This window comes from Janthinobacterium sp. JC611, from assembly GCF_018682595.1.
In the GTDB taxonomy this organism is placed as follows: Bacteria; Pseudomonadota; Gammaproteobacteria; order Burkholderiales; family Burkholderiaceae_D; genus Janthinobacterium.
Window position 1 is genome coordinate 248,018 of sequence record NZ_JAFLJN010000025.1, and the last position, 24,330, is coordinate 272,347.

At 64.5% G+C, this 24,330-nt stretch carries 13 protein-coding genes; 7 read left to right on the forward strand and 6 right to left on the reverse strand.

What is annotated here, in order from left to right:
• The first annotated feature begins 25 nt into the window (after positions 1-25).
• The 6 genes from J0O65_RS19265 to J0O65_RS19290 all read left to right on the forward strand — a co-directional run bounded on the left by J0O65_RS19265 (position 26) and on the right by J0O65_RS19290 (position 8,261).
• Positions 26-2,083: a phospholipase D-like domain-containing protein gene (locus J0O65_RS19265; RefSeq protein WP_215408843.1), complete on the forward strand. Its 2,058-nt coding sequence runs from the start codon at positions 26-28 to the stop codon at positions 2,081-2,083.
• A 2-nt stretch (positions 2,084-2,085) separates the two neighbouring features.
• Positions 2,086-3,678: a tetratricopeptide repeat protein gene (locus J0O65_RS19270; RefSeq protein WP_215408844.1), complete on the forward strand. Its 1,593-nt coding sequence runs from the start codon at positions 2,086-2,088 to the stop codon at positions 3,676-3,678.
• A gap of 27 nt (positions 3,679-3,705) precedes the next feature.
• Entirely contained in the window at positions 3,706-5,298 is a 1,593-nt protein-coding gene (locus tag J0O65_RS19275) for a tetratricopeptide repeat protein (RefSeq protein WP_215408845.1), read from the forward strand.
• Between the two features lie 27 nt (positions 5,299-5,325).
• On the forward strand, positions 5,326-6,735 hold the full coding sequence (locus J0O65_RS19280; RefSeq protein ID WP_215408846.1) for a tetratricopeptide repeat protein: 1,410 nt from the start codon (positions 5,326-5,328) through the stop codon (positions 6,733-6,735).
• A gap of 130 nt (positions 6,736-6,865) precedes the next feature.
• Entirely contained in the window at positions 6,866-7,624 is a 759-nt protein-coding gene (locus tag J0O65_RS19285) for a substrate-binding periplasmic protein (protein ID WP_215408847.1), read from the forward strand.
• Positions 7,625-7,817: 193 nt separating this feature from the next.
• Positions 7,818-8,261 carry a hypothetical protein gene (locus J0O65_RS19290; protein WP_215408848.1) on the forward strand — a complete coding sequence of 148 codons (444 nt, stop codon included), beginning with the start codon at positions 7,818-7,820 and terminating at the stop codon, positions 8,259-8,261.
• Positions 8,262-8,272: 11 nt separating this feature from the next.
• Here J0O65_RS19290 and J0O65_RS19295 read toward each other — a convergent pair whose 3' ends face one another.
• A complete protein-coding gene (locus J0O65_RS19295) occupies positions 8,273-8,764 on the reverse strand; it encodes a hypothetical protein (RefSeq protein ID WP_215408849.1) in 492 nt (163 codons plus the stop codon).
• Positions 8,765-8,978: 214 nt separating this feature from the next.
• Complete coding sequence (locus tag J0O65_RS19300) at positions 8,979-9,614, reverse strand: acyl-homoserine-lactone synthase (protein WP_215408850.1); 636 nt, start codon at positions 9,612-9,614, stop codon at positions 8,979-8,981.
• Between the two features lie 276 nt (positions 9,615-9,890).
• Between J0O65_RS19300 and J0O65_RS19305 the strand changes: the two genes are divergently transcribed.
• A complete protein-coding gene (locus J0O65_RS19305; RefSeq protein ID WP_215408851.1) occupies positions 9,891-10,580 on the forward strand; it encodes a LuxR family transcriptional regulator in 690 nt (229 codons plus the stop codon).
• Between the two features lie 13 nt (positions 10,581-10,593).
• Here J0O65_RS19305 and fabF read toward each other — a convergent pair whose 3' ends face one another.
• The 4 genes from fabF to J0O65_RS19325 all read right to left on the reverse strand — a co-directional run bounded on the left by fabF (position 10,594) and on the right by J0O65_RS19325 (position 24,329).
• Positions 10,594-11,910 (reverse strand): beta-ketoacyl-ACP synthase II, encoded by a 1,317-nt coding sequence (gene fabF, locus J0O65_RS19310; protein ID WP_215408852.1) that lies wholly within the window; start codon positions 11,908-11,910, stop codon positions 10,594-10,596.
• A 95-nt stretch (positions 11,911-12,005) separates the two neighbouring features.
• Entirely contained in the window at positions 12,006-13,223 is a 1,218-nt protein-coding gene (locus J0O65_RS19315) for an MFS transporter (protein WP_215408853.1), read from the reverse strand.
• Positions 13,224-13,273: 50 nt separating this feature from the next.
• Complete coding sequence (locus J0O65_RS19320) at positions 13,274-22,831, reverse strand: non-ribosomal peptide synthetase/type I polyketide synthase (protein ID WP_215408854.1); 9,558 nt, start codon at positions 22,829-22,831, stop codon at positions 13,274-13,276.
• Positions 22,818-24,329 (reverse strand): flavin monoamine oxidase family protein, encoded by a 1,512-nt coding sequence (locus tag J0O65_RS19325; RefSeq protein ID WP_215408855.1) that lies wholly within the window; start codon positions 24,327-24,329, stop codon positions 22,818-22,820. Before J0O65_RS19325 ends, J0O65_RS19320 begins: the two co-directional genes overlap by 14 nt.
• Between the last annotated feature and the right edge of the window lies 1 nt (position 24,330).

Sequence of the window (24,330 nt, forward strand, 5' to 3'; positions counted from 1 at the left end):
TTCACGACACTGACGGGAGAGCGCCATGCCGGAACCGACCAGCCGCATCGAAACCACGCACATCGACGAGGTCGGCCGCAGCGCGACCAGTTCGCTCCAGTGGCTGCTGGAAAACCGCAACCTGAAAGGCAAGGCCAGCCACCCGATTACGCATAACAACAAGCTGACGCTGTTCATTTGCGGACAGGAAGGGTTCGCCGACATCGCCGGCGAGATCGCCAGGGCTGAAAAGTCCATCGACCTGTGCTGCTGGGGTTTCGATCCGGGCATGGAACTGGTGCGCGGCAACAGCGCCACCTGGCCGCGCGGCGACACGTTTGGCGACTTGCTGATCGCCGCCGCACGGCGTCACGTCAGGGTGCGCCTGCTGATCTGGCATGACCGGATCGGTTCACCGATAGCGCGTACCATGCCGGGCCATACACACGGCACCTCGCCATGGAAAATCGGTGGACAGCGCTTTGATGACATCAGCGCCAAAGCCAGCCTGGCGATGTTGCACGATGCTGTCAAAAGAAAGAAACCTATTTTAGGCAACGGTTATTGGGGCGAGTACGTCCGGCCCGAGGATATTCCGAAAATGGCGCGTGAGGAATATTGTCACAGCTGGTATGCGGCCGCGTTCAAGGGCCTGTTTGGCGGTCTGGAGATACGCTTGCGGCACGGCGACAGCGCGGCAATCAGCCAGAGTATCGCGACCGAAATCAACCGGCCGCACGGCCTGACGATGGGGGAAATCGAAAAGCCCGGCATGCAATACCTGGGCACGCATCACCAGAAACCGGTCCTGATCGATTTCGACCACGAAGAAGGGGCCAAGGCCGTCGGTTACGTGATGGGCCTGAACTCGGTGACCGATTATTGGGACACGACGGCCCATCTGCTCGACGATACGCGGCGCGAACAGGGCGGCGTCAACGAGCGGCGCGAGTGTTTGCAAGGCATGGCCGCGGATGGCGGATACGCCACGCTGAAACCGTATCAGGATTATGCCTGCCGCATCGACGGCGGCAAGGCATTGATCGCGCTGTACAACAATTTCGTGAAGGCCTGGGACCGCGCGGCCGGCGATCGCACGCATGCGGCGTCCACTGCCAGCGTGAGCCGCGAGTTGCCCCATGGCAGCCCACCGGCGCGGCTGTTACGCAAGGCCGAACCGGGCGACTCCACCGTGCAGATCGTCCTGACGCAGCCCGAGGAACAAGACAAGACTATCAAGGAAACCTACTTTCGCGCCGTGACCCAGGCCAGCCTGGCGGCCGGCTACCTGTACGTGGAAAACCAGTATTTCCAGTATGAAGAATGGGCCCGGCATTTGCTGACCGAGCGCAAGAAGGTGGTCGCCGCCTGGAAGGCCGGCAGTGCCAAGGCGGGCAAGAGTCTTGAAGATATGCCGGTCATGCACGTGTTCATCGTCATTCCGGTGCCGGAACGGGCGCAGATGGTGCCGCGTACCCACGACACGCTGGCGGCGCTGGGACAGCACGCTGGCATGACGGGGCAAAACGAGATGATCGACGACTACAACAAGGCGCCGACAACCCGGCGTGTCAGGGCGGGATTCGGCATTACCGCCGAGGCGGCAGTCCAGTTGCCCGACGTGGTGCGGCATTCCAACGGCATCAACAAACCCGGCGTGATGACGCTCGAGAGCGAATTCGGGTTGAAGGTCTCGGTAGCCATGCTCAATGTCAGCGCGTTCGACAACGACCGCTGGCGCTACCGTGAAATCTACATCCATTCCAAACTGATGCTGGTCGACGACGTGTTCATGACCTTGGGCAGCGCCAACCTGAACCAGCGCAGCATGGCCGTCGACAGCGAAATCAATATCGCCACCGACGATTATCGCGTGGCGCGGGATTTGCGCAAGCGGGTGTGGCGCATGCATAGCGGCGGGCTGGTCGATGGTGGGGGCGGGACGAAGGCGGAGATTGTGGGTGCTTTTGAAAAGTGGGGAACCTTAATGAAGGCCAATCGGACGAAAAAGCTGGCAAAACAAGGAGGAGCAAAATTAAAGAAAATGATTGGTTTTTTGTTGCCTTTAGAAGATAGCCGAAGTTCTACCATACGTCTGGGGTGAGCATGAAAAAGTATCAAAATATATTCATTCGCCTGCCATGTTCCGTATTGGTAGTTTTCCTGTGTATCCCTTTATTCGCCTGCAAAATGCCAAACGACAAAGTCTTGCCACGCAACCAAAGCCTGCCCCTCTTCAATCCACATGTTCCTGATTTCATTTGTGAAATCGAATCGAACAAGGTGCCGCCCATCGATGCGCAAGCGGAGGACTGGTTTCTTGAAGCGCGCGCCCTGGAAGATCCTGAAATTTTCGTGGAAGACCGCGATTACAAAAAAATCGTCGATCTGACGCGTCAAGCGGCGGAGCGTTTACACTGGAAGGCGATGCTCAATCTGGCCAGCCTGTATGTGGAAGGACGCGATCCCTTGCATGGTGAGGAAGACGCGGTGCAACTGGTGGAAAAGGCGATGCGGCTGGGCATACCGGCGGCGTACGACCGGATGGGGACGTATTATGCGAATAGCACCGGCGTTGACGGCGACAGCACTCGCGCCTATGCATTCTGGCAAAAGGCTGCTGTCATGGGAAATCCTCAGGCGATGGCATTTTTAGGAGAGAAATTAAGAGCGGGAACAGACGGTGCTATCCCTGGATATTGGGCCAATATTCCTGTAGCGATAAAAATGATGGCATGTGCGCTTTCTCAAGGATACGGGCCTGCTGCGTTTAACTTGCACTATTTGTATGCAATACCAAGAGCTGCGAATGGCGATGAGATTGGCGATCGAACTCCCACAACCAAACAGCGTGCTCTAAATGTATTGCATGAGGGAGTCAAGTTTGGCTGCGCAGAATGTGCGAGCGCATTGGCAATTGAATTTGGTTCTCCTTTTGATCTTGCTGATATGTTGGCGCCCTATGTGGACAAAGCGCGCGGCGAACGTTATGGCGTACTTAGTCGTGCCCTCGGCTTCAACCCCAGTCGCCGCTTCCCCAACCTCGATAAAATCCTGCCATTGCCACCGGCCGATCTGCCGCCGTGGGATGGTCAACGAAAGAGCCTGCTCGACGCCGCCATGGGTGTCCGTCCGCCGCCAGCCATTCCGCAGCCAAGCGCAGCGTCGCTTTCAAAAGAGCCATATTTCCTGGCCGCCCACTATGCACTGCGCCCTGCCGGCTTGCACAGCGATGCGCCGACCGCGCCATTTTCCGCATATTGGCAACCCGCCGGTGGGCAAGGTGTGACGGAACCGGCCCGGCTGCTGCGCAAAGGCGAAGAGTTCCGCCATTTCTGCGTACTCGATGCCGCTGGCAAGAGCCGTTATGGCCCCGTGACGTGGCAACAGTGCCTGACGATACGGCACAACCATGGGGCAGTGGAACCGCGCGCGGCGCGCGGCTTGCTGCGCGAGGCGGCGCGACCCGAGCCATGGTTGAGCTGCACTTGCGCACAAGCCTGTCCGGCCAGCGGGGTCTGGCAACCGTGGGTCGCGGGCGACCATCCGCTGCAGGCCATCGTCAACCAGTACTGGCGCCAGGCCTGGCTGACCCAGGGCGCGCCGTTCCCGCAACCGCGCCGCGACTGGCTGCTCGATTTGCCCGACGGCGAGGTGACGTGGCATTGGATGGATGCGTCCCTTCCTGATATGGGATAACACCATGCCGCAGCGATGGAGCACGCAATGATTTGGAATCAATCCGGCATGGCTGTCGCGAGAGGACGCTGCGCGTCGTCTATTTTCTTGTGCTGCCTGCTTGCCTGCAAAATGCCAGATGACAAAGTGTTGCCACGCAACCAAAGCCTGCCCCTTTTCAATCCCCATGTCGCGGATTTTATCTGTGAAACCGAGGCAAGCAAGGTGCCTCCCATCAATGCGCAAGCGGAGGACTGGTTTCTTGAAGCGCGCGCTCTGGAAGATCCTGAAATTTTTGTGGAAGACCGCGATTACAAAAAAATCGTCGATCTGACGCGTCAAGCGGCGGAGCGATTGCACTGGAAGGCGATGCTCAATCTGGCCAGCCTGTATGTGGAAGGGCGCGATCCCTTGCATGGTGAGGAAGACGCGGTGCAACTGCTGGAAAAGGCGATGCGGCTGGGGATACCGGCGGCGTATGACCGGATGGGGACGTATTATGCGAACGGTACGGGTGTGGCAGGCGATATCACCCGGGCTTATGCTTTCTGGCAAAAGGCGGCGCAGATGGGTAACCCGCAAGCGCTGGGTTTTTTGGGGGAAAAACTCACTGCGGGAAAGGATTATCCGGGGGCTGAAATGTGGGGGAATATTCCTGTAGCAATCAAGATGATGGAGTGCGCGCTGGGGCAGGGATATGGCCCACCCGCGTATGATTTATATTATTTATATGTTGTATTAAGAACGCCTGACGGCACGTCTGATGGGGAAAGAACAGCTGAAACCAAAGAGCGTGCCTTGCAAGTATTACATACTGGAGTAAGGCTGGGCTGCGAGAAATGCGCAAACAAACTCACGATTGAATTCGGCGATCCGTTTGATCTTGCAAATATGCTGGTTCCATATATTGATAAAGCACGGGCAGAACGTTATGGCGTACTTGGTCGTGAGCTGGGATTCAATCCCAATGCCCGCTTTCCCAATCTGGACAAGGTATTACCGCTTCCCCCAGCCGATCTGCCCCCCTGGAATGGTGACAGGGATACCTTGCTGCATGCCGCCAAGGGCGTGCGTCCGCCGCCCGCCATCCCGCAGCCAAGCGCCGCCTCGCTGTTGCAAGAACCATATTTCCTGGCCGCCGAGTATGCGCTGCGGCCCACCGGCTTGCACAGCGACGCGCCGAGCGCGCCATTTTCCGCATACTGGCAACCCGCCCAAGGGCAGGGCTTGGCGGAACTGGCCCGGCTGCTGCGCAAAGACGAAGAGTTCCGCCATTTCAGCGTGCTCAATGCCGATGGCAAGAGTCGTTATGGCCCCGTGACGTGGGAACGGTGCCTGACGATACGGCACAACCATGGGGCCGTGGAACCGCGCGCGGCGCGCGGCTTGCTGCGCGAGGCGGCGCGACCCGACCCATGGTTGAGCTGCACTTGCGCACAAGCCTGTCCGGCCAGCGGGGTCTGGCAACCTTGGGCGGCGGCCGACCATCCGCTGCAGGCGAACGTCAACCAATACTGGCGCCAGGCCTGGCTGAGCCAGGGCGCGCCGTTCCCGCAACCGCGCCGCGACTGGCTGCTCGATTTGCCTGACGACGAGGTGACGTGGCATTGGATGGATGCGTCCCTTCCTGATATGGGATAACACCATGCCGCAGCGATGGAGCACGCAATGATTTGGAATCAATCCGGCATGGCTGCCGCGAGAGGACGCTGCGCATCGTCTATTTTCTTGTGCTGCCTGCTTGCCTGCAAAATGCCAAACGACAAAGTCTTGCCACGCAATCAAAGCCTGCCCCTCTTCAATCCACATGTTGCGGATTTTATCTGTGAAACCGAGGCAAGCAAGGTGCCTCCCATCGATGCGCAAGCCGAAGACTGGTTTCTCGCAGCACGCGCCCTGGAAGATCCTGAAATTTTCGTGGAAGACCGCGATTACAAAAAAATCGTCGATCTGACGCGTCTAGCGGCCGAGCGATTGCACTGGAAGGCGATGCTCAATCTGGCCAGCCTGTATGTGGAAGGGCGCGATCCCTCACATGGTAATGAAGATGCGGTGCAACTGGTGGAAAAGGCGATGCGGCTGGGGATACCGGCGGCGTATGACCGGATGGGAACATATTATGCGAATGGCACGGGTGTCAACGGCGACATCACGCGTGCCTATGCCTTCTGGCAAAAGGCGGCACAGATGGGTAATCCTCAAGCGATGGATTTTTTGTCAGATAAACTAAATGTGGGTCCTGCAAATGAGGGCGCAGGGTATTGGGCTAATATTCCTGTTGCAATAAAAATGATGGAATGTGCATTTTCCCAAGGGTACGGACCAGTTGCATATAATTTGTCTTACATGTATGCCTCCCCGAGAATGGCCTCAGGGAGAGTTAGCGGGCCGCGTACGCCAGAAACTAAAGCACTTGCTCTTAAAGTTCTACATGAGGGAGTAGCATTCGGCTGCGAAAAGTGCGCAAACAAACTCAAGATTGAATTCGGCGATCCGTTTGATCTTGCAAATATGCTGGTTCCGTATATTGATAAGGCGCGAGCGGAACGTTACGGCGTACTTAGTCGTGCCCTTGGCTTCAACCCCAATCGCCGTTTCCCCAACCTCGATAAAATCTTGCCATTGCCACCAGCCGATCTGCCGCCATGGGATGGTCAACGAAAGAGCTTGCTTGACGCTGCCATGGGCATCAGCCCGCCGCCCGCCATCCCGCAGCCAAGCGCCGCCTCGCTGTTGCAAGAACCATATTTCCTGGCCGCCGAGTATGCGCTGCGCCCTGCCGGCTTGCACAGCGACGCGCCGAGCGCGCCATTTTCCGCATACTGGCAACCGGCCCAAGGGCAGGGCTTGACGGAACTGGCCCGGCTGCTGCGCAAAGGCGAAGAGTTTCGCCATTTCAGCGTGCTCGATGCCGCCGGCAAGAGGCGTTATGGTCCCGTGACGTGGGAACAGTGCCTGACGATACGGCACAACCATGGGGCCGTGGAACCGCGCGCCGCGCGCGACTGGCTGCTCGATTTGCCTGACGACGAGGTGACGTGGCATTGGATGGATAGGTCCCTTCCTGAAATCGGATAGGGCGGCGCACCAGGCGCGGCCCTTCCAGCAGCACAAAGCTGATGGAAAATTGATCGTCATGTAGTGCATCCAGGCCAATCGGGCATACACTATGCATGGGATCCATGGACTTCACGCCTCTAAAAAAGTGATGGAAATGAAAGTTGTCAGGCTGTTTGCCATTCTCGCTACCTTGCTGGTGCTGCCGGGCCAGGTGATCGGCGCACCGCTCAAAATTGCCACCATACTCGGTGCGCCATGGGGATTCATCGGGAGCGACGGCCAGCCCACGGGCATGATGTACGACATCGGCAATCGCATCGCGGAAGTTGCCGGCTTGCGCTATACCAACTCGCTTGTCCCTTATCCCAGAACCGCCGCCGATATTGAAAACGGGATCGCCGACGTGACCATACGCTTCGGCAATGATCAAATGACGCGCGGCGCCGTGCCGGTGGACGTGGTCGTGTCGATGCCTATCATCGTCGTCGGGCCATCCGGCAAGAACTACAGCAAGCTGAGCGAACTGCACGGCAAGACCGTCGGCGTGGTACGCACCAGCAAATATGTGGAGCAATTCGACACCGACAATGCGATCCAGAAGTATCCCGTCAATGACTATGTCACCATGGCAAAAATGTTGGCCATGCGACGACTGGACGCGGGGATAGGCTCCAGTCTGGGCCTGTTTTATGGCGCATACATGGCTGGCGTGAAACCGGAAGATATTGGCGTTCCGCTTGTGCTGGGCAGCAACGATTTCATTTTGTTTGTTTCCAAGAAAACTGCACAGCCGGAAACGACGCGGGCACTCAAAGAAGCGCTCAAGAAACTCTCGGCCAGCGGCGAGATCAGGCAGATCATGAGCAAGTACAGCAAGTCGTTCAGCGTCAATCTGCCACCGAGATAAGGCGTCCACTGCACACATGCTGCCGTCTGCGGCGCGGGAAGTGCCACGTATGATCGCTTTACCATTTACCGCCATTCTTTTTCGACAGGCCCCCATGCCCTAGACTCCCGATTTTCCGCCGGATTGGCACGCGTTTGAAACGGCCTATGACGTTGAAGCAACCTGGTTCAGGCTGGCCAGCGCATCGCTGGCGGTGCTGGGCGCGTCCGCCTTCAAGGATCAGGCATTTTCAGCCTTTGCCTTCAACGCCGTCTCGTTTCCCTCCCTTTCGCTGAGCTTTGATACCGATCCCGCTAACCGGGAGCGCGATGACTATCCTCCGGACTGGTCGAACGAGTGCATGGAAGTCGACGTGCCGGAAATCGGCCAGCTGTGGGAGGAGGGCTACGCCAGGATCGAAGGCGCGCTGAGCGAGCTGATCGATGCCGCCAATGACGAACTGCTCGACGCCGTCGAGGCAGGCTATCTGCACAGCCTGAGGAAAACCATGGTGCGGCTGGAAACGAGCCATGCTTTTGAGCAAATCAAGACGTGCGCGCGCTTCTGGACTGTGGTCACGCAAGTCGACGCCGATACGGATGAAGAGGAGCGGCTGCTCGAACAGGTGCGGCTGGCGGGATTGACAAGCCAGACATGACGGGCTGACTGCTAGACCAGGGCTTGCCAGGCCCTGACTTCGTCGTCCGTCAGCACCGCTCCCCAGCCGCCGCGCAGTGCCGCATCGGGCTGCACATAGTGCGCAAACGGCGGCACTTCCACAGCATGCCTGGCGCAGATCGCAAGGACGGCTTCCAGCTGCTGCCTGCTGGCCGGAAGGTCGTCGCCATGCCAGGTACAGGCACTCGTTTCCAGTACATGTCCGACCAGCTCTTCCAGCGCGCCGAGCAGGTGCCCGGGTATGGCCACGCGCAGGTCGTCCGGCCACGGATCGCCCATGCCCGTGACGGCCAGCGATGCAAAGCCGCGTTCCCAGGCTGCGAAATCGCCTGGCCCGAGCTGCGCCACTTGCCACACGTGTTCGGTGAACGCGGACAGCGCCGGATGGCGGATGTGGAAGCGCCGGCAGAAGCGTTGCAGGCACGTGACGGCAATGCATTGCCTGGCGATTACGGAGAGGGTATCTATCGATATAGTGTGCATCAATCATCAGCCCTTGAGATGGCGCCACGCAAGCCATCCGTGCAGCACATGAGCCGATTGCCACGCATCACATGCGGCAGCCAAAGCTGCGCAGGCAATCAGAAGTTTTAAATATGCAATTTTGTCTGATTTAATGACCGTTGTCGCGTTTTATTTCCCCCTGCCTCAGCGCCTCTGCCCGCCTCGGCATCCGCGACGTGCTCCGGCCGACTTGCTAGGCGGCGCCAGCGATTTGTCCCTGCAGCGTCGCCAGCTTGCGTGCGCCGAGCATCCGCCACAGTCGCGCCGGCAGTGCGCTGACCGGCTGCTCCTGGACAGGCACATCGATCCAGCAAGCGTACAGCAGATGGCCATTCACGCGCATCGGCGGCCCGGCGCGCTCCGTTGAAAAGCCGCCTTGCCGCAGCAGACGCTCGATGCCGACGGGGGAGACGGAAATAATCCGGCGCGCGCCCAAGGTCGCTGCCGTGGCGATGGCCTTGCGCAGCAGACGGAAAGTGTCTTCCAGCGTATTGCGGTTGTCGTGCAGGTCCATCGACGTGAAGCGGGACAGTTCCCATATCTCGCGATGGCGTGGCGGCGCCTGTCCGGCCATCAGTTGGGGAAATACTTCACCTAGCAAATATTGACGGTCGGTGGGAAGGAGCCGGGCGCAGCCGTTGATGCGGCCTTCGCCATCCCGCGCGATGACATAGTAGGTATCGTCATGGTCGAATTGATCCGTTTCCCTGCCATCCCGGGCTGGCAAGTCCCATCCCAGGGTTTCCACAAACACTTTGTAGCGGTAGTGCTCCAATTCGGACTTCAAGATACAGCAAAGCGCATCGGATTTGGCGGAAAGGAATTTCATGATTATCGGCGGCAGTGACGGGATGGCTATTAAAGTGTAATTGCGGGCGATACAAAACTGTAGGGAACCACAGGTAGCAGCACCGATTTATGTTGCTGGCGGTGCGTATTGGTGAGAATTTAAAGCCGACTTTCCGATACCATACGCCGGCTTGTCGACATGCCTTTTTACTATGTACGACGAGTCCAACGGCAAATTCTCCCCTGACTAAGGACTTCTATGTTTGCTTACAACGCCCCAAAAACGCGTAATCCGGCAGCAGAATGGCAACAAGGTGTGATCGAAAACCTGGCTGCTACCCGCACGCCGGACGACATATTCGAAGTGCTGGTGGGTGTGGCCGGCGACCTGGGGTTCGACTATTGTGCGTATGGCCTGCAAGGCCGGCTGCCGATGTCCAAGCCCAAGGTGTTTACCGTGAATAATTACCCAAGTTCCTGGCAGCGCCGTTACTCGGAGCAGTCGTACATGCGCAGCGACCCGACGGTCAGCCGCGCCAACCGCTCCTTGTTGCCCATCCTGTGGGGTGGTGACATGCTGGACGAGAATCCCGAGTTCTGGGAGGACGCGCATGCCCACGGCTTGCGCTACGGCTGGGGCCAATCATCGTGCGATATGCGCGGCCAGGTCGGTTTGCTGAGTTTTTCCCGTTCCAGCAAGCCCTTGACGGAGCGGGAAATCGACGTTCTCTCCTTGCGGGTGGCCTGGCTCGCCAATGTGGTGCATGAACATTTTGCCGACGCCATCGCCGTGGCGGCCAAGGATGCGCCCAAAATCCAGCTGACCGAGCGCGAGGCGGAAGTGCTGCGCTGGTGTGCCGATGGCAAGACCTCCGCCGATATCAGCGAGATACTGAACATTACCGAACGCACGGTGACGTTTCACATCAGCAACTCGCTGCAAAAGCTCGATACGGTCAACAAGACCGCGGCCGTCATCAAGGCGATGGCCTTGCGCCTGCTGTAGCCGGCGCCGGCTATTATCGGGCGGTATCGGGCGGCGCGGCAAAAATCAGCGCGGCGTTGGTGCCGCCAAAACCGAAGGAATTCGACAGGACATGGCGGATCGGCCTGGCGTATGCCTTGCCGGCCACCAAGTCGATGCCTTCGCATTCTGCGGCGCGGTTGTCCAGATTCAGCGTCGGCGGGGCGATCTGGTCGCGCAAGGCCAGCACCGACAGGATGGCTTCCACGCTGCCGGAGGCGCCGAGCAGGTGGCCCATGGCCGACTTGGTCGACGATACCGAAACGCCGCCGTGCAGGTGGGCGCCGAACACGTGGCGCAAGGCGGCGATTTCAGCCAGGTCGCCGGCCGGGGTCGATGTCGCGTGCGCATTGATGTAATCGATGGACGCGGGTTCCAGGCGGGCGCGCCGCAGCGCCGCCTGCATGGCCCGTGCCGCGCCGTTGCCGTCTTCCGGCGGCGCCACCGCGTGGTAGGCGTCGCCCGACATGCCGTAACCGACCACTTCGGCGTATATCCGGGCCCCTCGCGCACGCGCGTGCTCGTATTCTTCCAGCACCATGACACCGCTGCCTTCGCCCATCACGAAGCCGTCGCGGTCGCGGTCCCACGGGCGCGAGGCGCGCTCGGGCGCGGCGTTGAATGCCGTGGACAGCGCGCGGGCGGCGCAAAAACCCGCCACCCCGAGTTCGCAGATCGTGCCTTCGGCGCCGCCGGCAACCATCACATCGGCATCGTCGAGCGCGATCATGCGCGCCGCATCGCCGATGGCGTGCGCGCCGGAAGCGCAGGCAGTGACTGTGGCGTGCGCCGGACCACGCAGGTGGTGCTGAATGGCAATGTGTCCGGCGGCCAGATTGATCAGGTTGGATGGGATGAAGAATGGCGACAGCCGCCGCTGGCTGCCATTTTCCAATGCGCGGGCCGCGCCCTCGATACCGGGCAGGCCGCCGATGCCGGAACCGATCATGACGCCGCTGCGTTCCTGCTGCGCCAGGTCGGCGGGGGCCCAGTTGGCGTCGCGCAGCGCTTCGGTGGCCGCGGCGATGGCGTAGACGATGAACGGGTCCATTTTCTTCAGCTCCTTGCGCTCGACCCAGTCCTCGGGCCGAAACCCGCCTTCCTCTCCGGCTGCCGGCAATTGCCCCGCAATGCGCGCCGGCAGGTGGGCGGCGGGGAAGCGGTCCAGCACGCCAATACCGCTGTGGCCGGCCAGCAGCCGTTGCCAGGTCCGCTCGGCACCCACGGCCAGCGGCGTCAGCATGCCGATGCCGGTGACGACCACGCGGCGCAGGCCGAGCGGATGGGGCAGGATGTGGTGGGACGAAGACATCGCAGTCCTTTCAGCAAGTTAATTCAAGCAAAGTCGAAATGTAGCAGCAATCGCCGGCCGCCCGTCCCTGTAGGAAATGACAGGTAGCACGCCGTTCACTTGGCGCCGCCGGGTTGCAACTGGCGCTGGCGCGCGACCAGCATGCACGCGACGCCGGCAAGCAATACCAGCGCGGCCACCACCACCGGCAGCAAGGTCGACAGGGGTTGCAAGGCGGCCGTGATCAGTGGCGCGACACCCCAGGCCAGGGCATTGATCGCCGAGATCAAGCCCATCAGTTGTCCCTGGCGCTCCGTCAGCGTGCGGTTGGAGGCAATGCTGAGCAGGCAGACATAGGTCGTCGCGACGGCAATCGCCAGCGGCCCGGTCAGCAGCCATAGCACGGCCGGCGCATTGCCCAGTGCCACGGCAGCGACTAGCGGCGGCTGGATGGACAGGCTGAGGAGCAGGATGCGTTCCAGCGCAAAGCGGCGCGTGGCCCAGGGTACGATAAACAGCATGGCAAGGGCAAAGCAGGTGGAGTAATACGCCAGCAGTTGGGCTTCCTGCCAGGCGTCAAAGCTGTAGTGCAGCAGCGCAAACGCGGCCATGTAGTTGAAATACATGTAGTAGCCGAGTAAAAAGACGGCCAGCAGCAGCAAGGGCTGGCGCAGCTCGGGACGGCACAGCATCAGCCACAGATTGCGCCACGGATGGGTGTTGTCGTCAGATAGTGTACGCGTATCCGCATAGCACAGCAGGACGAGCACGGCGCTGGCCAGCGGCAGCAGGGCCGCCCACAGATAGGGCAGCCACAGCGCGGCGCCCTGCTGGTGCATGATGCCGCCCAGCAAGGGACCGGCAACGAAACCGATGCCGTTGGCGGCCGTCACCAGTGCGAGATTGGCAGCCTTGGTGTCGGCCGTGCTGAGGTCGATGATGGCCGCCTGCGCCACCGGCAGGCTGGCCGCCGTGATGCCGGCCAGCGCCCGCCCGCAGCAGATCAGTACCAGGCTGCCCTGCCAGACGCCAAAGGCGGTCAGCGCCATGCCGCCGGCATTGCCGAGCAAGCACAGCAGCAGTATGGGCTTTCTGCCCTTGCGGTCCGACAAGGCCCCCAGCCAGGGCGAACCCAGGCACATCATCAGCGGATAGATGGCCAGCAGCAGGCCGTAGACGGCCGAGCGGAAGGCCGGTCCCTGGCTGGCGTCGAACAGCGGCGACGCATCGCCCAGCAGCAGCGGGGTCAGGGTCGGATAGACGATGCCGATACCGGCGGCGTCGGCGAAAATGGTACTGAACAGGGCAAGGTAAACCAGTCTGGATTTCATCATCAACTCATCAAAATGGGCCGGGGCGCGGCTGCACCCCGGCCGGCAAAGCGTTAATCGGATGCCTGCGCCAGGCGGCGCAGGCTGCTGACGGCAAAACTGTGCAGCGTGGCGGCGTCGCGTACCTCGCTCAGTTCCAGTTGCGCCAGTTCGCGCAGGAATTCGCCATTCGCGACTTGCCGCGACGGCGCCTGCGCTGGCTGCGGCTCGCCCAGGTCGGCATACAGCGGCAGCAGCCGGAAGAAGGGATCGTCTTCCGCCGTTTCCTGCCTGCTGCGTTCGACCCAGCGCGCGGCAGGCGTGGCTTGCAGCGTGGCGCCCAGGGCCGGGGCGAGCGTGTCGAACGCCAATGGCCCGAGGCTGAGGTTGCGCACTCCCGATGCCGTGCTCAACTTGCTGCGCCTGGCCACGTAGCGCGCCACCAGCGCCGTGGGGAGCAGCGTCACGGGCATCGGCAGATCAGGGTAGGCATCCATCTGCAGGCATTTGATGGCCAGCGCGACAAAGTGGTTTTGCGTGTACAGGCGAGTATCGCTGTCGTCGAACATCAGGGGCAGGCGGTACACCGTGGCCGGATAGCCCATTGCTATCGCCTGCGTCACCTGCAGCTCGGCCGCCAGCTTGGACTGCTCGTAGCCGGAGGCGATGGCTTCCAGGCTGGCGGCGGCCAGCGGCGCTTCCGGCAAGTCGGCCAGTTCGGTGAACTGGGTCGACATGTGGTGCACATGGGCGGCGCCGGCCTGCGCCGCGAACAGCAGCACATTGCGGGTGGCACCGACGTTGCCGTCGCGCATGGAGCCATAGTCGGCGGCGTGATTCACGTGCGCCGCCGCGTGGATCACCTGGCCCACGCCGGCGCAGCAGCCGGCATAGTCGGCTGCCGACATGCCCAGCGACGGCAGTGCCAGGTCGGCCTGGAGCACGCTCAGTCTTTGTAGCGGCAAGTCCGCATGGAACAGGCGCCGGTAGCGCGCCGCCAGACGCGCTGTGCCATCGTCGCCACGCAGCGGCAGGACGATGCGCGCCGTGCTTTCGGTCAGCAGGGCGTGCAGCAGATGCATGCCGAGGTGGCCGCTGGCGCCGGTCAGCATCACGGCCTTGCCCGGCGTCGCGCCGACGGGGAATGGCGGCAGGTCGCCCATGCGCTCCAGGTCTGCCTGGTAGGCGCCGCGGGGCGCCGCGTCTTCGGCTGCATCGGCCGCCAGCAGGCCATTGATGGTGGGATTGCTGACGAAGCGGCCGAAATGGATGCGCAGTCCCAGCGTGCGTTCCACCGCCAGCACCATGCGCGTCAGTACCAGTGAATCGCCGCCCAGCTGGAAAAAGTTCTCGTCGACGTCCACCACCGGTACCTGCAACAATTCCTGCCACAGCGCACTGATGCGCTGCTGCAACGGCGTCAGCGCCGTCGCCACGGCAGGCAAGCGTTGTTCCCGCTGCTGTTCCAGTCGCTGCGCCAGCAGGGCGCTCAATGCCGCGCGGTCGACCTTGCCGCTGCTGTTGAGCGGGAAGGTATTCAGCTGGAATAGTTGCGATGGCAACATGTACTCGGGCAGGCGCTGGCGCAACTGTTGCAGCAGCGCGGCATCGGCTTGCGTGCGGGAGATCACGGCCGCCATGATCTGGCGCGTCGTTGCACCGGGCTGGCCAACTTCCATGACCAGTGCGCACGCATGCTGCACGCCGGCCTGCGCCAGCAGCGCGTGCTCGATTTCGCCCAGCTCGATCAATTGGCCGCGCAGCTTGACGCGGAAATCATTGCGGCCGATGTAGTCCAGTTCGCCATCCACGGTCCACCTGACGATATCGCCCGTGCGGTAAATGCGCCGCTGCGGCGTCTGCAGCGGATTGGCGTAGAACGGATCGGGCTGGCGCACCGTGCCGATGTAGCCGCGCGCGACGCCGCTGTCACCCAGGTACAGTTCGCCGGCTACGCCCGGCGGCACCGGGCGTCCGAGCTTGTCGAGTACCCAGCAATTGACACCGGGACAGGGTTTGCCGATGAGTGCGCCGCTGCCGTGCGGCAAGGCGCGGCAAGCGTGGAAGGTGGCATAGATGGTGACTTCGGTTGGCCCGTACAGGTTGTGCAGCACCGCTGCCGTGCCTGATGCCAGCCATTGCTGCACCACGGGCCGCATCAGCGCCTCGCCGACGGAGATGACGTGGCGCAGGCTATGGCAGGCGGCAAGCTCGGTGACTAGCAGGTTGAGCAGCGATGGAACCGTGCTCATCATCGTCACGCCGTGCGCCTGGCAGGCGGCCACATGCGCGCTGCCGGCGGCGCCATCCGGCAGCAGCACCACGGTGCCGCCGCAGATCAGCGGCAGGCAGTATTCTGGAACGGAAATGTCAAAGGTCAGTACTGTGCCTTGCAGGAACTTGTCGCCGGGACCAAAGCTGAAGTAGTCCGCCATCCACGCCAGGCGCTCGCTCAGGCCGGCATGCTCGACCAGCACGCCCTTGGGCATGCCGGTGCTGCCGGAGGTGTACAGCACGTACGCCAGATGGCCGCTGCCGTCCGCATAGGGGCTGTTCGGCTCGAGCCGCTCGGCCGGCGGCACCACGACCGCCTGCCGCACCTGCACCGCCAGCGATTGCCCGAGGACGATTTCCAGCACCCCCAGCTGCGCCTGCGCCCGCAGCAGCGCCTGCATCTCCGCGCCGGGACGTTCGCCACTCGTCAGCAGCAGCGTGCAGCGCGCGGTCTGCAGCATGTACAGCGAGCGCTGCGGCGGATGCTGCAGATCCAGTGCGACATACGCGGCGCCGCATTGCCACAGCGCGAGAATGGCGATCACCGATTCCGGACAGGCGGCGCGCGGCATCATCAGGCCCACTGTGTGTTCCCTGCCGATGCCCAGGGCCGCCAGTTGCGTGGCCAGCTGCTGGACATGGTGGCGCAATTGCGCATAGCTGAGGCTATGTTCGCCCCATTCCAGCGCCACCGCCGCAGGATGGCGTTCGGCCTGCAGCAGGAATTGCTGGTGTACCGGCAATGCGCGTGCGCCGCCCGGCGCGGCGACGGCAACTGGCGCCGTGCCCGGTCCCTGGCCGCCCAGCAGGCAGTGCTGTTCGGAAGCCGACAGCATGGACAGGTGTGCCACGGCGGCGTCGCTGCCGGCCGCCAGCTGCGTCAGCAGCGCCGCATAGTGCGCCGCCATGCGTGCCATGGCGGGCCGGCCGAAGGCGTTGCAGCGGAACTTGATCAGCATGTCCCAATGCTCCTGGTACTGCGTGATCCAGAGGCTGAGGTCGAACTGCGCCAGCTGTTGCGGGATCGTCAGCGGCGTCAGTCTGGCGGCACCTGCCTCGAGATGCATTTCCGTGGCATCGAAGAAATTGAAATAGCTTTGCAGGGGATCGTGGCCCTGCACGGCCACCTTCAGCCGCTCGTCGCGCATCAGCTGGGCCAGCGGGATATCCTGGAACTCGAGCAGTTCGAACAGCGCGCTCGAGACGCTGCGTTCCAGCGCAGCACTGTTGCCGTTTTCATCGATATCGAGCATCAGCGGCAGCACATTGACGAAGTGGCCGACCGTGTGGCGCCAGCGCTGCTGGGTGCGGCCATTGAACGCCACCCCGGTCAGCACCCGCTGCTGGCCGCTGTAGCGCGCCAGCAGCAGCAGCCAGGCCGCCAGGCAGACGCTGGCGCGGCGGTTGCCTGGCAGGGCGCGCAGCCGCTGCATCGCCTCAGGGGATAATGGTATCGCCACGCTGTCGCCGGCGGCGGACGGCGACGCCGTGCGCTCATATGGCAGGTCGAGACGCAGCAGGCTGCCATCTTGCGCCAGCAGCTGTGGCGCGATGTGGGCGGCGGCCCGCGCCACGGCATCGGCGCCGAGCTGGCGCTGGCTGGCGGCAAAGTCGCGGTACTGCGCCACCGGCTCCTGGCTGTCGGCCGGCGGCAGCCCGCACAGGGCGCCGGCCAGTTGCTGGCCGATGTAGAACATGGCGCTGGCATCCATCAGCACGTGGTTGGAGCTCAATACCAGGTAGCCGGTGCCATCGTGGGCATGCAGCACCGTCACGCGCGTGGCAAAGCTGTCGTGCAGCGAAGGCGCCATCGCCAGCATGTCGGCTATCTGCGCCAGTGCCGCGGCCTCATCCTGCACGGGCTGCTGCCGGATCGCGTTGGCCGTCTGCACCGTGGCTGGCGCATGGACCACGTAGGCGGGGCCCGTTTCCTGATCGTCGCCATCGACGGTGGCACGCAACAATTCGTGCGCGGCGATCAATGCCTCCCAGCGGGCTTGCAGGGCCGCCATGTCCAGGCCGGTGCCATCGATGCGCCAACCGATGGCGCACTGGTAGGCGTTGCCCGCATCCTGGCGCTGCTGTTCGTACCACAGCGAGAACTGCCCGGGCGACAGGGGAGTGCGCGGCGTGGCCGGCGCGGCGGCCGGGAGGGCGTCGGCTGCCTGCGCGGACACCGCCGGCTGCAGGCCGGCCAGGCGTTGCCGCAGTTCCGCCAGCGTGCCGCCTGCCAGCAGCAGCGCCACGGGAATGCTGTGCCCCAGCTGGCTTTGCAGCTCGCTGCGAATGCGGATCAGGCCCACGGAATCCAGGCCCAGCTGTTCCAGCGTCGCCTGCTCGTCCAGCCCGTTGGCGGCATGTCCCGTTTCGCTGGCGATCAGACGAGCCAGCAGGTCGCCGGTCGCGTTCACGTTCGCGCTTGCGCCCGGCTGGCCCTGGCTTGCCGCGGCGGCGGGCGCCAGTGCATACACGGCGTAGTGGCCATGGCGTTGCGGGCCTGCCAGCAATGCGGCGAGCGTGGCGCAGCCGCGTGCCGGTGCCATCGGCGCCAGCTGGCGCAGGGCGCGCGAACGCTTGCCTTGCGCCAGGCCGCGCATCATGCCTGCGCCATCCCATGGTCCCCAGTCGATCACCGTGGCGGGCAAGCCATCTTGCCGGCGCTGCGCCGCCAGCAGCTGCAGTCCCGCATTCGCGGCTGTATAGCTGAGCTGGCCAGGCGATTCCAGCAGCGCGGCCAGCGACGAGAACAGCACAAAATAGTCGAGTTCCGCGTGCCGCGCGGCATGCCGGTGCAGCAGCCATGCGCCGCCCAGTTTGGCGCCGAGCACCTGCTGCAATTGCGCGGCGTCGATGTCGCCGATGGGGCGGTCGTCGAGGCTGCCGGCCAGGTGGAACAGGCCGTGCATGGGCGCGTTGCAGGCGTCCAGCGCGGCGCTGGCCGCCGCCGTGTCGTTCAGGTCCGCCAGCAGCAGCTGCAGCGTCACTCCGTGCGTGGTCAGTTGCGCGAGCCAGGCTTGTTGTTCGTCCGTCGGCGCCGTGCGGGAAATCAGGACGAGGCGGCGGCAGCCCGCATGGCGCACCAGATACTCGGCCAGGTGGCGGCCTATGCCACCGAAAGCGCCGCTGATCCAGTAGGTGCCGTCGGCGCGGCAGCAAGGCTGGTCCGGCGTCGTGGCCGGCGCCACGCGCAGCGTGCGCCGTTGCGCGAGGATGCCGGCGCGCAGCCGCCACACACTGGCGGCAATGCCGCCATCGGCCAGTCCGGCCGGCTGTGTCCGCATGGCGCAGGCAGCGGCGGCGATGGCCGCGCCGCCGGCGTCGCTGTCGATCCAGCTGACATCGAGCGCCGGCAATTCGCTGCGCAAGTTTGTCGCCAGCGCCTGCGCCATGGCGCGGCGCATGTGCGCGGCCTCGCCATCGGCATGCGCAGCCACTTCGGCCAGGCAGAGCTGCAAGGGCTGGCCGGGCTGCCGGTCCAGCAGCACTTGCAGCGTCTCGCGCCAGTTGCGCGCCCAGTGGGCCAGCGCGGCGGCACCGGTCGGCTGTGGCTGGGCCGGGTCGAGCAATACCAGGATGGTACGCAGGGGCGCCGTGGCTGATTCCGCGCCATGCAGCATGCCGTCGGCGTCCCACTGGGCATGGCGGGTATGCACGTCGGCCTCTGCCAGCCATTGCACGCATGCCGACGGCAAGCTGCTGTGGGCGGCTGCGGCCAGCAGCCATTGCTCGCCGGCGGCAGGCCGGGCTTGCAAGCCTGCGGGCGTCGCGTGCGTGACCCAGTCGACCACGTGCAACGGCAGGGGGGCCGGCAGGGCCGATGCGCCCAGGGCCGCGCAGCTCACTTCGCTCAATACGCCGATGCAGCGGCCCTGCTCGGAATACAGCCGCAGCTCGCCATCGAGGAAACCGGCGGGCGCTGGCCGCAGCAGGGCCTGGCAAAGGATGGCGGCGTTCCAGGCGGCGCTGGCGTCGAACCAGGCGCTGCCCACCGATACGGGCACATAGGCCTGCTGCGGATCGCCGGCGCAGATGCCCAGGGTATGCAGGCAGTTGTCGAGCAGGGCCGCATGCCACAGCGGCAGGCTGGCCGTCGGCGCATCCGGCGGCAGGATGCGCCCCCACAGTTCGCCGTCCGATAGCCGGTGACTGGCCTGTACCCGCTGGAACAGGGGGCCGTAGCTGACGCCGCGGGCGCGGTAATGGGCATAGAAGGGCGCGGCATCGTCCCACTGCGCGGCCGCTCCGGGGCCGGCTGCGTCGTCGGGCCGTGGCGCCGCGCTCCAGCCGGCGCGCACTTCGGCGTGCAGCGCCCGCGTTTGCCCGGGCGCGCTGTAGCGCAGCTGATACGATTGCCGGGCATCCGGGCCGTCGATCTCCAACGTCAGCGCGGTGGCAGCATCGGCCGCCAGCGCCAGCGGCTGATGGATCAGCAGATCGTGCAGCGTCAGTTGCTGTACAGCGGCGTTTGCCGCCTGCGGCAGCCAGCGCTGTGCCAGGCTGAAGGCGCTGGACAGGTAGTACATGCCTGGCAGGACCGCGGCGCCTTCGATGACGTGCTGCTGCAGCCAGCTCTCGCTTGCCAGCGGATCGAGGCTCAGTTCATGGCGTATCGCCAGCGCCGCAACCGGCGGCAGCGGGGCCATGGCGCGGCCCTGGACCGGCAGGCTGGCATGCCACGATGCTGGCTGGACGTGTTCGCGCTGGAACGGATACTGTGGCAGTCCGTCCCGCACGGGGTGCTCTGCCTGGATGGCGAATTGCCGCATCGCCTGGCGTGGATCCAGCGCGCCATGGTCGCTCAGGCTGCCCAGCGCGCGCAGCACGGTGGGCACGTCGTCGTGACGGATGTCCAGGCTGGGCAGGCAGGTAATGGTGCTGGCGGCCAGGCGTGCGGCGCTGGCCGCCAGCGGGGTCAGCACGGCGCGTGGTCCGATTTCCAGCACCAGATCGGGGCCGTCCGCCAGCAGGCGGGAAATGGCGCCGGTAAAATTGACGGGAGTCTGGATCTGCTCGCTCCAGTAATGGAGCTGATCGACGCCGTGCTCCAGCGCGGCCGCGTCGTCGCTGGCCACCGAGCTGTAAAAGCGCACTGCGGCGGCGGGCGGGCGCAGCGTCGGCGCCATCGCCGCGCAGGCGGCGGCGAATTGCGCGGCGGCCGGCGCCATCAGCGGCGTGTGGAAGGCGCCCCGCGTGGCCAGCGGCATGCACATCAGGTCGGCGTCCGCGGCCGCCTGCGACAGTTGCGCGACCGCTGCGGCATGACCCGCCACGACTACCGATTGCGGGCCATTGTGCACGGCGATCCACAGCGCCGGTTCGGCAGCGCAGATGCGCGCCAGTAGCGGCGCCAGCTGCTGTGGCGTGGCGGCCACGGCCAGCATGGCCGAGTCGCTGGCCATGCACGCCGCTTCCATGGCGTCGGCCCTGGCCAGCAGCATGCGCACGGCCGCGTCGAAGTCCATCACGCCGGCCACGCAGGCAGCGGCGTATTCGCCAACGCTGTGGCCCAGCACGGCCACCGGCCGCAGGCCCAGCGCGCGCCAGAATTCGGCCAGTGCGTATTCGACCAGGAAGAGCGACAGCTGGGCACTGCGCTGGCGCTCGCGTCCGTTTGGCTGGCGCAGTTCGGCAGCGCCGGAAAACAGTGCGTCGAGGATGCGGGTATCTTCGCCGGCCAGGTGGTCGAGGCGGGCGGCCAGCGGCTCCAGCAGCGAGCGGAACAGGGTATTTTGCTGGTACAGCTGGCGCGCCATGTTGGTGTACTGGCTGCCCTGGCCGGTAAACACCAGGGCGACGCGCGCCGTGGCTGGACGGGGGCGCAAGGGCGTGGACAGGCGTTGCAGCAGCTGCGCGGCCAGGTCGGAGGCATTTTCGCCCGTGACTGACAGCCTGGCCTGGTTCCACAGCTGCCGGCGGAACAGTGCGGCGTGGCAGACGGCCGCGGCGTCAGGGGCGTTCGGCTGCGCCAGCCAGCCGGCATAGCGTTGCGCCAGCGCCTGCAGTGCTTCGGTGCTGCGGGCCGACAGCTGCAGCAGCTGCGGGCCGTCGGCCGGGGTCTCCGGCGCAGCCAGCGGCGCATCGTCCGCTTCTCCCAGCAGCACGTGCGCATTGCTGCCGCTCATGCCGAAAGAGCTGACGCCGCCGATGCGGCGGCTGTCTCCAGGCCAGGCCAGCGCTTGCGCGGGCAGCACCGCCTGCGGCAAGGCGCTGGCAACGGACGCATCGATATCGTGCGCAAAGCAGTGCGGCGCGATGCGGCGCCGGTGCAGGCTGAGCGCCATCTTGATAATGCCGGCAATGCCGGCGGCTCCCTCGCAATGGGCGATGTTGGCCTTGGCGGCGCCGAGGAACAGCGGCGTGTCGCGCCGGCCGAATACCTCGCCCAGCGCGGCCAGTTCGATGCGGTCGCCCAGCTCGGTGCCGGTGCCGTGGGTTTCAATGTGCGACACCTGTTGCGCCGTCACGCCGGCGCTGTGCAGTGCCTGTTCCATCAGGCGGCGCTGGGCGGTTTTCGATGGTGCGGTGATGCCGTTGCTGCGGCCATCGCTGTTGATGGCGCTGCCCAGCACATGGGCGTAGACGCGCATGCCGCGCGCCGCCGCGGCGGCGGCCGGCAGCAGCACGATGGCGCCGACGCCTTCGCCGCGCGAGAAGCCGTCGGCATGGCGGGTGAAGGGTTTGCAGCGGCCGTCGGCCGCCAGCATGCCGGCGGCGGCGAGGTCGGCGCTGTAGTCGTGCGCCAGGATCAGCGACACGCCCGCCACGATGGCCATGCCGCAGCGTCCTTCGCGCAGCGCTGAAACGGCCTGGTGCATCGCCACCAGCGACGACGAGCACGCCGTGTCGACCACCAGGCTGGGGCCTTCCAGGCCGAAATGATAGGAGAGGCGGCCGGCCGCCATGCTGCCCAGGGCACCGCGGCTGAGGTAGCCGTTATAGTCGCCGCTGGCAGCCATGCGCCGGCCGAAATCGCTGGTGCTGACGCCGACAAACACCCCGCACGGGTTGCCGCGCAGCGCAGCCGGATCGAGGCCGGCATCCTCGAGCGCGTGGTAGGCGCATTCGAGCAGCAGGCGGTGCTGCGGGTCCATGTAGGCGGCTTCCTTGGGCGCGATGCCAAAACAGCCGGCGTCGAACATCCACGGCGAGCGCCGCAGGTAGCCGCCATGGCGGGCGGCGGCGGCCAGGCCCTCGCGCGTGGCGCTGTCGAAGCGTTCCGCCGGCAAGGCGCCCGTGGCGTCGATGCCCTGCATCAGCACATGCTCGAAGCCGGCCAGGGTGTCGGCCTGGCCGGGCAGTTCGCAAGCCATGCCGACGATGGCGATGTCGCGCGGGGAGGGGGGATTAATGGCGTTCATGGTCTGATCCTTGATGGGAGGAAGTCGCGCTCGCTGGCAGCGCTTGCAGCACGCGCCGGGCCGAACGCAGCGCGCCTTCGAAAAAGCCCTGGAAGTCGGAATAGGCCTCGCCGCAGATATGCACCTGCGGCGCGCGGCCGTCTTCGCCGATGGCGAATGCCGCCAGGGTACGCATGACCTGTTCCGAATCGCGTCCGGGTTTCCAGAAATGCACGCCGGCGCCAAACGGCGCCGCGCTCCAGTCGCACAGGCCCCATTCGAGCAGCTGCGGCTGGTCGTCGCGGCCAAAGGTCTGCTGCAAGGTGCGCACCAGGGCCTGCCGCAGGCGCTCGTCGCTGCTGCGTACCGGCCGGCCCTTGTGGGGGAAGCGCGCGCCTGGCGTTTCGCCCAGATTGGCCCAGTAGTGGCACCAGGGATCATCGTTGTAGAACATCGCCAGGCCGTAGGCATCGGGCTGCTCGGGATGCGATTCGAAATGGGCGGCGCGCGTGGTGGCGCCTTCGCCACTGCCTGGCGCGGCGCCGGGCGCCCACCAGGGATCGGCCATCACGCACGAGGCCCAGACGATGGGAAAGCACAGCACGGCGTCCAGGCAGGCCTGCACCGGTGCGGGCAGCGAGGGCGCCAGCGTTTCCAGGGCGGTGCGCGGCAGGGCCAGGATCAGGCGCCGGGTCTGCCGCGTCATGCGCCCGCCGTCGTGCCGCAATTGCAGATCGAGTGCGCCATCGGCGCGCTCGCTGAAGGCCAGCAACTGGTGGCCTACGTGGATCTCGACGCCGGCCGCGCGCACGGCCTGTTCCGCGGCGTCGATCAGTGCCTGCATGCCGCCCTGTGGAATGTAGGAAGGGCGCTGCATCAGGCGCATGTCGAGCAGCTGGCAGATCCAGTCGGCGGCGTTGGGATTCTGGTTCTTGAAATTATAGAAGGCGCCTTTTTCGCGGGTGAACTCGACCGCTTCGTGGCTCAGTACCTCGCTCAGCACATTCCACATGCCCTGCTGGTACAGCGGGCGCCCGCCAAACTGCGCCAGCCGCCGGAAGCGGGCCTTCTCGGCGGCGCGGGCCGGGCGTTCCAGATGGTCGCCGGCCAGCGGCCATTGGGCACCGATGATCTGCCCGATAGCGTGCCACAGCAGCGCCCAGGCGACGTCGCCGCCGGCGGCCTGCTCGACGACGGCACGCTCGGAGGACGTCAGGCGCGCAGTGTCGGGCCGGATTGCCGAGCAGGCCTCATGCGAGGTGATGGCGGTCGTGGCGATGCCCAATTGCTGCACAAACTGGTCCATCAAGGGTTGCAGGTCCGGTTCGATGCGCACGGCGCCGAATTCGGCACGGAACTGGCCGTTCAGCATGGGTTCGGTCTGCACGCGGCCACCCACCGCTTCCAGCGCCTCGAACAGTTCGATGCGCAGTTCCGGCTGGTTACGCTTGAGTTGCAGCGCCAGATACAGGCCGCTGATGCCGCCGCCGATGATGCAGATATCACTGCTGGTTTGCATG

What these genes read in the sequence shown, in the direction of transcription:
- J0O65_RS19265 (WP_215408843.1), top strand. Translation starts at nt 26, where the DNA reads ATGCCGGAACCGACCAGCCGCATCGAAACCACGCACATCGACGAGGTC.
- J0O65_RS19270 (WP_215408844.1), top strand. Translation starts at nt 2,086, where the DNA reads ATGAAAAAGTATCAAAATATATTCATTCGCCTGCCATGTTCCGTATTG.
- J0O65_RS19275 (WP_215408845.1), top strand. Translation starts at nt 3,706, where the DNA reads ATGATTTGGAATCAATCCGGCATGGCTGTCGCGAGAGGACGCTGCGCG.
- J0O65_RS19280 (WP_215408846.1), top strand. Translation starts at nt 5,326, where the DNA reads ATGATTTGGAATCAATCCGGCATGGCTGCCGCGAGAGGACGCTGCGCA.
- J0O65_RS19285 (WP_215408847.1), top strand. Translation starts at nt 6,866, where the DNA reads ATGGAAATGAAAGTTGTCAGGCTGTTTGCCATTCTCGCTACCTTGCTG.
- J0O65_RS19295 (WP_215408849.1), bottom strand. Translation starts at nt 8,764, where the DNA reads ATGCACACTATATCGATAGATACCCTCTCCGTAATCGCCAGGCAATGC.
- J0O65_RS19300 (WP_215408850.1), bottom strand. Translation starts at nt 9,614, where the DNA reads ATGAAATTCCTTTCCGCCAAATCCGATGCGCTTTGCTGTATCTTGAAG.
- fabF (WP_215408852.1), bottom strand. Translation starts at nt 11,910, where the DNA reads ATGTCTTCGTCCCACCACATCCTGCCCCATCCGCTCGGCCTGCGCCGC.
- J0O65_RS19315 (WP_215408853.1), bottom strand. Translation starts at nt 13,223, where the DNA reads ATGATGAAATCCAGACTGGTTTACCTTGCCCTGTTCAGTACCATTTTC.
- J0O65_RS19320 (WP_215408854.1), bottom strand. Translation starts at nt 22,831, where the DNA reads ATGAACGCCATTAATCCCCCCTCCCCGCGCGACATCGCCATCGTCGGC.
- J0O65_RS19325 (WP_215408855.1), bottom strand. Translation starts at nt 24,329, where the DNA reads ATGCAAACCAGCAGTGATATCTGCATCATCGGCGGCGGCATCAGCGGC.